We start from the raw sequence: 11,847 nt of genomic DNA on the forward strand, positions 1-11,847 counted from the left end.
GTATTGATCATGATGCTATTCCTCGTGGATTTGGCATATGGACTACTTGATCCAAGGATCAAACTTCATAAAAAGGAGGGAAGATGATGGCTCTGCGGAAATTTCAAGAAACAAACGAATCATCTGTTGTTCCCGACGAATGGTTTGTTCCTAAACAGGTAAGTGACTCAGAGGCCGAGGCTGTTGTAAGGCCGAGCCTATCATATTGGCAGGATGCATGGAGACGCCTGTTGAAAAACAAGCTGGCGATGCTAGGACTTTTCTTTTTATCCTTCTTGTCCTTTATGGCGATTTTCGGTCCTATTATTTCTCCACACACTATGGACCATCAGGATTTAATGAATCAGAATCTGCCTCCGTCAAATGAATACTGGTTCGGAACAGATGATTTAGGTCGTGATGTGTTCACGAGGACATGGTATGGTGCAAGAATATCCTTATTTGTAGGGATAGCAGCAGCACTTATCGATTTTTTAATCGGGGTCATCTATGGAGGTATTGCTGGATATAAAGGCGGCCGTACCGACCAGGTCATGATGAGAATCATCGAGGTACTATACGGATTACCTTATTTGCTTGTTGTCATTCTGATCAGTGTAGTAATGGGTCCAAGTCTTGCAACAATTATCTTTGCACTTACTATCACCGGCTGGATCGGCATGGCCCGGATTGTCAGAGGCCAGGTCCTGCAAATCAAGAATTATGAATTCGTATTAGCATCTAAAACGTTCGGAACAAAAACTGGCCGGATCATCCGCAAAAACTTGCTGCCCAACACAATGGGACCGATTATTGTGCAGATGACCTTATCTGTACCATCAGCCATCTTTGCCGAAGCATTCTTAAGCTTTTTGGGGCTTGGTATACAGGCACCAATGGCGAGCTGGGGTTCAATGGCAAGTGATGCGTTGCCGGTTATTCTGTCTGGAGACTGGTGGCGCTTGTTCTTCCCAGCGTTTTTCATCTCGATGACAATGTTTTCATTTAACGTTTTAGGCGACGGGCTTCAGGATGCACTTGATCCGAAGCTAAGGAGGTAAGCATCATGGAAAAAGTACTTGAAGTAAAAGACCTTCATGTTTCTTTCAAGACATATGGCGGTGAAGTAAAAGCGGTCCGCGGTGTCACCTTTGATTTACATAAAGGAGAAACCCTTGCCATTGTAGGTGAATCGGGCTGCGGCAAAAGCGTGACATCTCAGAGCATCATGCGCTTAATCCCAGAGCCGCCTGGAAAATTTGATGGTGGTTCAATCATCTATAAAGGCAAAGATTTAACGAAATTAAAGGATGCCGAAATGAGAAAAATCAGAGGCTCTGATATTTCAATGATTTTTCAGGATCCCATGACTGCGCTAAACCCTACGCTCACAGTGGGTGAACAGCTGACAGAGGGAATCCTTCAGCATATGAAGCTTTCAAAGGGGCAAGCAAAAAAAGTAGCAATCGAGATGCTTGATCTTGTAGGGATTCCTAGTCCGCATGTCCGCTTAAAACAATATCCTCATCAATTCAGCGGGGGGATGAGGCAGAGAATTGTCATTGCAATGGCATTGGTTTGCCAGCCTGAAGTCCTGATTGCGGACGAGCCTACGACAGCATTGGATGTAACGATCCAGGCCCAGATCCTTGAGCTTTTTCGCGACATCCAAAAGAAAACAGGTGTCTCGATCATTCTGATCACACATGACTTAGGTGTGGTTGCCCAGGTGGCAGACCGGATCGCCGTCATGTACGCTGGGAAAATCGTCGAGACCGGCACGAGGCGAGAGCTATTCTATAACCCGCAGCACCCATATACAAAGGGATTATTGAACTCAGTGCCTCGCCTTGATGTAGAAGGAGCTGAGTTAATCCCAATTGGCGGCACGCCGCCGGATTTATTCTCTCCACCGGTAGGATGTCCATTTACGGCGAGATGCCCGTATGCTATGGAGGTTTGTGACAGGGTATTTCCATTCCATACAACGCTTTCAAGCAGCCATGTAGTTGATTGCTGGCTTCAGGATGAACGGGCAAAAAAATTACTTGCAAGTAAATAATCTTGTTCAATCAGGCGTAAGCCTCTTTGATATAAATTTTCACATACTTTTAAAGGGGGAAACAGAGTGAAGAAGTTTTTGACAATGCTGATGGCAGCCATGCTGGTATTCACACTTGCAGCATGTACTGCAAATGAGAACACAGGCAAGGAAACAGATGGAAAAGACAAAGGGGACAAAGACAAGGGCGGAGAAAAGGTCCTTTATCTAAACAATGGTCAGGAACCAACTTCATTTGATCCGCCAATCGGTTTTGACTCGGCATCATGGAGCGCGCTGAACAATTTGATGGAAGGTCTTACGCGCTTAAATGCTGAGCACCAGCCTGAAGAAGCGACTGCTGAAAAATGGGATGTATCCGAAGATGGCAAAACATACACATTCCATATTCGCGAAAACGCAAAATGGTCAAATGGCGATGATGTAACAGCGAACGATTTCGTATTCGCATGGAAGCGTCTTTTGGATCCTGCTACAGGTTCTTCTGCAGCATTCCTTGGCTACTTCATTGAAGGTGGAGAGGAGTTCAACAGCGGCAAGGGATCTGCTGATAATGTGAAAGTTAAAGCAGTTGACACTAAGACTTTTGAGGTTACATTAACAAGCCCTCAGGCATATTTCTTAAGCGTTATCGCTAACCCTGCATTTTTCCCAATCAATGAGAAGGTTGCAAAGGAAAATCCAGAATGGTTTGCAGAAGCAGATTCATTCGTTGGAAACGGACCTTTCAATCTTGCTAGCTGGGAGCATGACACGAAATTCGTCATGGAAAAGAACGAAAAATATTGGGATGCAGAAAATGTAAAGCTTGATAAGGTTGAGTGGGCAATTGTTGACGATACCAATACTGAGTACCAAATGTTCACGGCAGGAGACCTGGATGTTTCTGATGTGCCTTCTGAACTTGCCGATAAACTGTTCAAGGAAGGAAAGGTAAAAGTTGAAGACCAGGCAGGAGATTACTTCTACCGCTTCAATGTTACGAAGGAACCATTCCAAAATGTGAATATCCGTAAGGCGTTCGCACTTGCTGTAGACCAGCAAAAAATCGTGGATTTTGTTACAAAAAATCAGGAAAAAGCAGCTTATGGATTCGTCTCTCCAGGATTCCAGGATCCATCAGGCAAAGATTTCCGTGAAGTTAGCGGAGATTTAAATAAGACTGATATCGAAGAAGCCAAAGCTCTTTTGAAGAAGGGTATGGAAGAAGAAGGCTATACTGAGCTTCCTGAAGTCACACTAACATACAGCACAGATGATGTTCACAAGAAGATTGCAGAAGCTCTTCAGCAAATGTTCAAGGAAAGCCTTGGAGTTGAAGTGAAGCTGGCTAACATGGAATGGAATGTTTTTGCTGAAGAACAGAAAGCACTTAAGCACCAGCTTTCACGCAGTTCTTTCCTAGCTGACTATGCAGATCCAATCAACTTCCTGGAAAACTTCCAGACAGGTCATTCGATGAACCGTACTGGATGGGGAAATCCTGAGTATGACAAGCTGATCAAGGATGCTAAAAATGAGTCTGATGAAACAAAGCGTTTTGAGTTAATGTATGCTGCAGAGAAAATTCTTTTTGAAGAAGCACCGATTTTCACTGTTCATTTCTATAACCAAGTTTTTATGCAAAACGAAGATGTTAGTGGCGTTGTCCGCCATCCAGTTGGCTATCTTGAATTGAAATGGGCAGATAAGAAGTAAGTTCTTTACTTCTGTTGTCTAGCTCCCACGATTGTACTTTCTAAGAAAGAGGTGTCCGTCTTGGATTGCCTCTTTTTTACTAATTAGGGTTTTAGACGATTACTTAAATTAATTGATTTAAAAATGGCTCTGTTAAACAAGGCTGTTGATTTCCGTTCCAGGCGCTTCGCTTTCCGCGGGGCTGGCGCTGAGCCCGCAGGAGTCTGCGCGCCTTCCACTACAATCAACAGGGTTCCAAAAAACATTAGGCTTTAACAGAGCCTTTAAATTAAGGCTGATTTTTAACGTGTAAAGTTTACAAAAAGAGTCTTACTAATACATACTTTCTGAAGATATACATATTGATAGCTTAGTATTTTTAACAAAAGGAGTCGATCGATGATGGTAATTAAGCCTGAACGACTGAAAAAAGGGGATACAGTCGGCATTATCGCCCCTGCTAGTCCGCCTAATAAAGAAAATCTCGAACGCGGATTAAAATTCTTTGCAGAGTTAGGATTGAATTATAGACTCGGAAAATCACTTTACAATGAATATGGGTATCTTGCAGGCAGTGACGAAGAAAGATTAGCAGATTTGCATGAAATGTTCCAAGACGATGAGGTGAAAGGGATCATTTGTGCAGGAGGCGGTTATGGAACTGCACGGATAGCTTCAGCGATTGATTATAAAGTCATCAGCAGAAATCCTAAAATCTTCTGGGGCTACAGTGATATCACCTTCTTACACACAGCAATCAGGCAGCAGACAGGCATTGTAACCTTCCATGGTCCGATGATTGCCTCAGATCTTGGTAAAGCAGATGCCGACCCGATTTCAAAGGATCAGTTCAAGCAGCTTTTCCAACCAACCGAATTACTTTATACCGAAACTACATCAGAACTTGATGAAATGGTTTCAGGGACAGCGGTAGGAGCATTAGTCGGAGGGAACTTGTCGCTGCTTTCCAGTACGATGGGGACAAAATTTGAAATAGATACAGCGGGGAAAATTCTATTAATTGAAGATATCAATGAAGAACCGCGTGCCGTTGATCGAATGCTGAACCAGCTTTTTATGGCCGGCAAGCTTCAGGAAGCAGCAGGGATCATAGTTGGCGATTTCAATAATTGTGTACCGGAAAGGGAGCTATCTTTGACTCTTGATGAAGTTCTCGGTCACTATATTAAACTTGCTGGAAGGCCTGCGTTGAAAGGCTTCAAAATGGGGCATTGCTCTCCGCATATTGCCATTCCATTCGGAACTCAAGCACAACTGGATACGGCAAGTAAAACTCTGATAGTCGAAAGCGGGATTTATTAAGCAATTACTTAAAAAGGGGATATTGAAATGATTATTGAAAAAATCGAGACATTCCGCACAGCTGTCCCTTTAACCAAGCCCTTTAAAACGGCGCTTCGCACAGTAACAGTCGCAGAAGCAATCTTTGTTAAAATAAGCTGTGACAATGGGATTGCAGGCTGGGGAGAGGCACCTCCGACATTGGTCATCACCGGAGACAGCCTGGCAAGCATTGAATCTGCGATCAATGATGTAATAAAACCATTTCTGTTAAAAAAGAATCTTTTAAACTATGAAGCTATATTCCAGGGACTCAAGTCCGCCCTCATTGGCAATTCGAGCGCAAAAGCTGCGGTTGACATGGCGTTATATGATTGCATATCCCAAAATTGCAGGTTACCTCTTTATCAATTCCTCGGCGGCTTCAGAAACGAAATAGAAACTGATTTTACCGTAAGCGTGAACAGTCCTGAGGAGATGGGTGAGGATGCAGTTGCTTATGTGAGCAACGGATTCAATGTCCTGAAGGTCAAAGTAGGAATAGGTGAAATTTCAACCGATATCGCACGTATTCAGGAAATTAGACGCCGAATAGGCAATGATGTAAAAATCAGGCTGGATGCAAATCAGGGCTGGAAGCCGAAGGATGCGATCAGGGCAATTAGAAAAATGGAGGACCTGGGCCTCGATATCGAACTGGTGGAACAGCCGGTAAAAGCCGAGGACATGGATGGCCTTAAGCAGGTCACGGATTCAGTAGAAACGTTGATCATGGCAGATGAAAGTGTATTCACTCCGAAACAAGCTTTTGAAGTAATTAAACGGAGAAGCGCTGACCTTATCAATATTAAATTGATGAAGTCGGGAGGGATTTACCAGGCACAAATGATTAACCAGATGGCAGAGACAGCGGGTATTGAATGCATGGTTGGAAGCATGATCGAAACACGCCTTGGCATTACTGCCGCAGCCCATTTCGCAGCAAGCAAGAAAAACATCACCCGGTTTGATTTCGATGCTCCGCTTATGCTTGCAGGTGAAGCGATTGCAGGTGGAATAAAGTATAATGGAAGAACAATCAGCCTCCCAGACCGGCCAGGTTTAGGGATTGAAGATGTCCTTATAGAAGGAGGAATATCAAGTGGAAAGCAATAATTTATGGCTCGTCAATGTTCCTGTCGCTACGTTGTGGACTTCTTATGATTCTGCAAGAGAAATAGACCAGGACGCCATCTCCGGTTCCGTAGATATGGCGTCCTGGCTGGAAAAGCTGACATATGAAACTAGGCTTCAACTATGTGACGCTAATCTAGTACAATCACAGGTACTATTTGGCCAGGAAGTTCTGATCATCGATGAAGCAGATGGCTGGGCACAAGTGGTTGTTCCTGATCAGCCTTCCGGAAAGGATGAACGTGGATATCCGGGCTGGATACCAAAAGCACAACTAATCCAGCAATCTGATTGGTACATAAAGCATGGACCAGTCGTTGTGGTTACTTCAAAACATGCACTGCTGTTCTCAGAGAAGGATGAACAGCTTATGCAATTAAGCTACCAAACCATGCTGCCTGCCATTGAACATATTGGTGACCGCATCCGCGTTAAAACTCCAACCGGAATTGGCATTTTGAGAACAGAGGATGTCGTTCTCTATCCTTCTGAAAATAAACTTCCGAAACGGAATGGGGCAGCGATTGTAGCTGCTGGTGAGCAATTTCTCGGACTTTCCTATCTTTGGGGCGGAATGAGCAGCTATGGTTACGATTGTTCTGGCTTCAGTTATAACATGTGCCGAGCAAATGGATACATTATTCCGAGAGATGCTCATGAACAGGCAGCAGACGGTATCAATATTGATTTATCAGAAATACAACCAGGTGATTTGCTTTTCTTTGCATATGAGGAAGGCAAAGGAAGTATTCATCATGTAGGCATTTATTATGGAGACGGAAAACTACTCCATTCCCCAAACACAGGAAAAAATATCGAGATTATTTCACTTGAAGGAACAATTTACGAAAAAGAACTCTGTGCAGCAAGACGGTACTGGAATAATACGGAGGAATAAAAAATGGAGAAACAAGTTTTATTGAGTGTTAAAGATTTAAAGAAACATTTCTATTTGGGTAAAAATGAAATCCTAAAAGCGGTTGATGGGGTAAGCTTCGATATTTATAAGGGGGAAACCTTTGGGCTTGTAGGCGAATCCGGCTGCGGAAAGTCTACTGCTGGAAGGACGATGATCGGTTTATATGACAGGACTGATGGAGAGGTCCTCTTTAACGGAAAAGATGTCCATACAATGACCGAAAAGGAAAGATTTCAGTTTCATAGGCAGATGCAAATGATTTTCCAGGATCCATACGCATCTTTAAACCCGCGTTCAACTGTCAAGGAAATCATCTCGGAACCAATGGAAGTTCATGGCCTATACAAAGATAAGAAAGAACGTCTGGAGCGCATATATCAGCTTCTTGAGGATGTAGGGCTTAACCGTGACCACGCTAACCGATACCCGCATGAGTTCAGTGGGGGCCAGCGTCAGAGGATTGGCATCGCAAGAGCACTAGCCCTGGATCCAGATTTCATTATAGCGGATGAACCGATTTCTGCTCTTGATGTGTCAGTTCAGGCCCAGGTTGTAAACCTTCTTAAACGGTTGCAGAAGGAAAAGGGGTTAACCTATTTGTTCATTGCCCATGACCTTTCAATGGTAAAACAAATCAGCAACAGGATTGGCGTTATGTATCTGGGTCACATCGTTGAGCTAACAGCTAGCAATCAGTTGTATAAGAAGCCGCTACATCCATATACACAGGCATTACTGTCGGCCATTCCAATTCCTGATCCGGATATTGAAGATAAGCGTGAACGGATCATTCTTGAAGGAGAACTTCCTAGCCCAATGAATCCACCAAGCGGCTGTGTTTTCCGAACTCGCTGCCCGCAGGCAATGGAGGTATGCGCGCAGAAAAAACCAGCATGGCAAGAAATCGACTCAGACCATTTCGTTGCTTGCCACTTATACGACGAAAATCTGCCTGACAGCAAAAATAAAGAAGTGCTTGTCAATATGCGATAAGGAACGATTCAAATGAATATAGAGCAACTAAAGAAGAATGTTTATAGTGAACTCGCCGGGTGCAAAGGCCGGGCGAGTTTGTTTATGGAGATCGAAGGCAAGATAATTGAGTTTAACAGCCAGGAAGTTTACCAATCTGCAAGCTTAATAAAAATTCCCATTCTTTATGAAGCCCTTAGACAAATAGAAGCTGGCATCATCAGTCCCGATGAACATGTGATTATTAGAGATAGTGATAAAATTGGGGACACTGGTGTCCTGCAGGCTATACATGGTGTTAAGTCTTATGCAATAAAGGACTTGCTTACACTTATGGTCATCGTCTCAGATAATTCAGCTACAAACCTGATCATTGATCTCCTGAGAATGGAATCCATCAATAAAACGATAAGAAGTTTATTAATGAAAAATACGATCTTGCAGCGTAAAATGCTGGATTTCCAGTCTATAAAATCAGGCATGGATAATTTCACAACAGCTGCAGATATTGTGACATGCTTGAAAAAAGGTGTCACAGGGACTGCTCTTACAAAAGCCTCAAGAGACACATTTCTTTCAATTCTCAACCAGCAGCAATTCAGAGAAAAACTGCCAGCTTATATGAATGAAGAGTATATTATAGCAGGAAATAAAACCGGTGAATTGCCTGGACTCGAGCATGATTGTGCGATAGTCACCTTTGGACAGAATAGGACTTTTATCGCAGTGCTAATCGACAACCTCACAGATCCAGAAATTGGAAAATCCGCAATCCGACAAATCGGGAAGCATATTAACGACTTTATTAGAGGCAATTCGACAAGATAACAAGCAAATTATTATCACTTGATAGGATATAAATATCAACTGCTAGCAGATTGCTATTATTGAAAAAAACTTTTCCGGAAATAATAATTAGGTAAAACGAACTATTCATTTGCACATTATCATTCGATAAGCGAATTTTTCGTATTTGAATTTTTTAGGATTAAATTGAGTTTTCGCGAAGACAAGATGACATTCCGACCACTTCATGCATTCATCACTAGAAAGAACGAGGGGCCCGGAATCCTCGTTCTTTTTCATTTAAATTGTTTTCTCTTTCAATTTTACTTTTTCTTTTTGAAGGCTGAATTTTAACGCCCATACAATAAATATGGTTCCTGCAATAATGTACATGAGTCCTCCAAACAAACCTACCAGTCTCGGATTAAACCACTCTAATGCCACACCGGTAAAAAGCATGGAAAAACCGATGATCGTGTTAGAAATCGTCGCAGAAAGCCCAAAGTATAGGCCATGCCATTTTGCCGGGATCGTATCCATTGCGACCGTATCAAGGAGCGTGTTACCGATGCCACTGAAAATGGCCGTCATGCAAAATAATAAGGCCGCCAAACCAAAGAGTGACGTTTGACTGATTGTCATTAAAAATAATCCTTCTCCAATTAAACATAAAAAGGAAAACAGCAGAAACCGCGCTTTTATCAATTTTGAAAACAGCGGGCTTATTATCAGACCCAGTCCAAGAGCACTGTAAAACAACCCTACTCCTAAATCTGCTTTTCCGAAAGTATCCACTGCATAAACACTCAGTAGGACATTTTCAATGCCGTTTATTAGGGGAATGACCATTTCAAATACCATTAACATCAATAAAAAAGAGGAAGAAGCTATAACAGGCCATAGATCACCGTATTTTTCACTATTTTCATTCCTGTGCTGTTCCGTTTTCGAGTAAGCTTCTAATGTTGGCATCGTCGAAAGAATCCACCCAGCCAAAATAAAAGACACAATGTTGATCCCGAATGCAGCTTTTGCTCCTAAAAAATACGAAACAACGCCACCGCTTAAAGCCCCGATTACCAAAACGAATCCGATTAAAACTTGTTCCCAGGCATTTACTTCCTTTAAGGCTTGGGGAGAAACTATGGCCGGTATGCTTGACTTTCTTGTAGGCGAGTAAATAGCTTCACCAGAAGCAAGCAAAAAGGAAGCTGTGTAAACAATCCACATATCTCCCGGGCCATTAATCCACAGAAATGATAGGGCGATTACCGCCCTTGAAAGATCTGTGGTAATCAGTACTTTCCTTCGTTCAAACTTTGAAGAAATACTGCTGCTTAATGGACTGAATAGCAGAAAAGGAATCATCCTTAAGGCCATTGTGATTCCGACCGAAAGGCCAGAACCAGTCATCTGCAGGATCAATGCAAGCAGAGCAACTTGACTAAAACGATCTCCAATTCCATTAATAATACCTGCTAAGAACAGTTTCCGATATGAAGTTTCAGCTTTTAACGTTTTTAACATTTTGCCCTCCATTAAGTTAGATAAACGACTAATTAGATTTAAATCTAATTAGATTGTATTCGAAACTCTCTGAAAAAGGAATTATTATTTTTACTAAACAAAACCAAACTGTAGAATTACACTCTAATCAACAGAGTTAAAAATCAACAATAACCTTAGCACCTCAAATTTTTTTAAAAATACTTCTGCTGAATATCCCTAAGCAAAAATCGATCCAAAATTCCGCACCTATTTTAAGCAAAAAGTATATTCATTAGAAGTAAAATGTTTTATAATGATTTTCGTATTTCCGAAAATTCGAATTCAAGATGAAAAAAATCTTTAAAGATACAGGGGGAATGGTATATGAAAATGAGAGTTTCAGCAGTCCAATACCATCTTCATACGATCAGATCGTTTGAGGAGTTCGCGCTGCAATGTGAGCATTATATTAAAACAGCCCAGGAATACGGATCAGAATTTGTGCTGTTTCCTGAGTTCTTTACTACACAATTGCTTTCAATAGGCAGTGAACAGGGTACAAGGCTGACCATTAATGAACTCCCTGGCTTTACTGAACAATATTTGAACCTATTTCAGAACTTCGCTTTGGAAACCGGTATGCATATAATCGGCGGAACGCATGTGATTGCCAGAGAAGGCAAAATTTTTAATGTCGCACATATGTTTTATCCAGATGGAAGGATTGTGGAACAAGCGAAGCTTCATATTACTCCTACAGAAGTTAATGAATGGAATATGAGTGCGGGAGAGAATTTCAGGGTATTTGATACAGATAAAGGCCGCATTGCTCTTTTGACTTGCTACGATATTGAGTTTCCTGAAATCGTCAGAATGGCAAAGGCGAAAGGGGCGGATGTAATTTTCTGTCCATCTTGCACTGACGATCGCCACGGCTTCCATCGAGTAAGATATACAAGCCATGCACGCGCAGTAGAAAATCAAGTATATGTAGTTTTGACTGGAACAGTCGGTGCTCTGCCTACTGTTGACTTCATGCGCGCTAACTTTGGGCAGGCTGCAGTTATCACGCCCAATGATATACCATTCCCTCCACAAGGATTGCTTGTTGAAGGTGAACTGAATAATGACATGATTGTAACGGCCGACCTTGATTTAGAGCTGTTATACGAAGTACGAGAAAGAGGATCAGTTACTACCTGGCGTGATCGCCGTACAGATCTTTACCCGGACTGGGAAGTAGCAGAGAAAATCTAACTCGATAAGGAGCAACGTTCATGGAATACATTCGCGTTACAAGTATTGAAGATCCGCTTTTTGCAAAACTTCATAATTTAATGAAAGATGTTTTTCCTCCTGAGGAAGTTCTCGAGTTCGATCTATGGAGGGAGCCGCTTGAAGATCCAGGTATTCGTGTTTTTGTGGCAGTACATGAGGATGAAGTAGTTGGTGTAACAGAATATCGCTACTATCCTGACTGGAACATCGC

At 42.3% G+C, this 11,847-nt stretch carries 11 protein-coding genes and 1 pseudogene; 11 read left to right on the plus strand and 1 reads right to left on the minus strand.

Annotation, left to right across the window (positions count from 1 at the left end; translation table 11 throughout):
* From WB217_RS18625 to WB217_RS18665, 9 genes are all read left to right on the plus strand, one after another.
* The coding region (locus tag WB217_RS18625) for a hypothetical protein (protein WP_423994833.1) at nt 1-87 on the plus strand (87 nt) is incomplete at its 5' end.
* Complete coding sequence (locus WB217_RS18630) at nt 87-1,040, plus strand: ABC transporter permease (RefSeq protein WP_423994822.1); 954 nt, start codon at nt 87-89, stop codon at nt 1,038-1,040. The genes WB217_RS18625 and WB217_RS18630, both read left to right, overlap by 1 nt.
* 5 nt (nt 1,041-1,045) lie before the next feature.
* Nucleotides 1,046-2,041 carry an ABC transporter ATP-binding protein gene (locus WB217_RS18635; protein WP_423994823.1) on the plus strand — a complete coding sequence of 332 codons (996 nt, stop codon included), beginning with the start codon at nt 1,046-1,048 and terminating at the stop codon, nt 2,039-2,041.
* Between the two features lie 84 nt (nt 2,042-2,125).
* Nucleotides 2,126-3,739, plus strand: a complete 1,614-nt coding sequence (locus WB217_RS18640) for a peptide ABC transporter substrate-binding protein (protein WP_423994834.1) — start codon at nt 2,126-2,128, stop codon at nt 3,737-3,739.
* 381 nt (nt 3,740-4,120) lie between these two features.
* Entirely contained in the window at nt 4,121-5,041 is a 921-nt protein-coding gene (locus WB217_RS18645) for a S66 peptidase family protein (RefSeq protein WP_423994835.1), read from the plus strand.
* Nucleotides 5,042-5,068: 27 nt separating this feature from the next.
* Nucleotides 5,069-6,175, plus strand: coding sequence for a mandelate racemase/muconate lactonizing enzyme family protein (locus WB217_RS18650; protein ID WP_423994825.1), 1,107 nt, complete (start codon nt 5,069-5,071; stop codon nt 6,173-6,175).
* Nucleotides 6,162-7,091 (plus strand): NlpC/P60 family protein, encoded by a 930-nt coding sequence (locus WB217_RS18655; protein WP_423994827.1) that lies wholly within the window; start codon nt 6,162-6,164, stop codon nt 7,089-7,091. Before WB217_RS18650 ends, WB217_RS18655 begins: the two co-directional genes overlap by 14 nt.
* Nucleotides 7,092-7,094: 3 nt before the next feature.
* Nucleotides 7,095-8,105 carry an ABC transporter ATP-binding protein gene (locus tag WB217_RS18660; RefSeq protein ID WP_423994828.1) on the plus strand — a complete coding sequence of 337 codons (1,011 nt, stop codon included), beginning with the start codon at nt 7,095-7,097 and terminating at the stop codon, nt 8,103-8,105.
* Between the two features lie 12 nt (nt 8,106-8,117).
* Nucleotides 8,118-8,912 carry a serine hydrolase gene (locus WB217_RS18665; RefSeq protein ID WP_423994830.1) on the plus strand — a complete coding sequence of 265 codons (795 nt, stop codon included), beginning with the start codon at nt 8,118-8,120 and terminating at the stop codon, nt 8,910-8,912.
* A 258-nt stretch (nt 8,913-9,170) separates the two neighbouring features.
* Here the strand turns inward: WB217_RS18665 and WB217_RS18670 are convergent, their stop codons facing one another.
* On the minus strand, nt 9,171-10,397 hold the full coding sequence (locus WB217_RS18670; RefSeq protein ID WP_423994831.1) for an MFS transporter: 1,227 nt from the start codon (nt 10,395-10,397) through the stop codon (nt 9,171-9,173).
* 345 nt (nt 10,398-10,742) lie between these two features.
* Here WB217_RS18670 and WB217_RS18675 point away from each other — a divergent pair, with 345 nt between their 5' ends.
* Complete coding sequence (locus WB217_RS18675) at nt 10,743-11,615, plus strand: carbon-nitrogen hydrolase family protein (protein ID WP_423994832.1); 873 nt, start codon at nt 10,743-10,745, stop codon at nt 11,613-11,615.
* Between the two features lie 20 nt (nt 11,616-11,635).
* Nucleotides 11,636-11,847, plus strand: a pseudogene (locus WB217_RS18680) (GNAT family N-acetyltransferase); the annotation flags it as partial.

It is taken from the genome of Mesobacillus sp. (assembly GCF_049588175.1).
GTDB lineage: Bacteria > Bacillota > Bacilli > Bacillales > Cytobacillaceae > Mesobacillus.

What these genes read in the sequence shown, in the direction of transcription:
- WB217_RS18630 (WP_423994822.1), top strand. Translation starts at nt 87, where the DNA reads ATGGCTCTGCGGAAATTTCAAGAAACAAACGAATCATCTGTTGTTCCC.
- WB217_RS18635 (WP_423994823.1), top strand. Translation starts at nt 1,046, where the DNA reads ATGGAAAAAGTACTTGAAGTAAAAGACCTTCATGTTTCTTTCAAGACA.
- WB217_RS18640 (WP_423994834.1), top strand. Translation starts at nt 2,126, where the DNA reads ATGCTGATGGCAGCCATGCTGGTATTCACACTTGCAGCATGTACTGCA.
- WB217_RS18645 (WP_423994835.1), top strand. Translation starts at nt 4,121, where the DNA reads ATGGTAATTAAGCCTGAACGACTGAAAAAAGGGGATACAGTCGGCATT.
- WB217_RS18650 (WP_423994825.1), top strand. Translation starts at nt 5,069, where the DNA reads ATGATTATTGAAAAAATCGAGACATTCCGCACAGCTGTCCCTTTAACC.
- WB217_RS18660 (WP_423994828.1), top strand. Translation starts at nt 7,095, where the DNA reads ATGGAGAAACAAGTTTTATTGAGTGTTAAAGATTTAAAGAAACATTTC.
- WB217_RS18665 (WP_423994830.1), top strand. Translation starts at nt 8,118, where the DNA reads ATGAATATAGAGCAACTAAAGAAGAATGTTTATAGTGAACTCGCCGGG.
- WB217_RS18670 (WP_423994831.1), bottom strand. Translation starts at nt 10,397, where the DNA reads ATGTTAAAAACGTTAAAAGCTGAAACTTCATATCGGAAACTGTTCTTA.
- WB217_RS18675 (WP_423994832.1), top strand. Translation starts at nt 10,743, where the DNA reads ATGAAAATGAGAGTTTCAGCAGTCCAATACCATCTTCATACGATCAGA.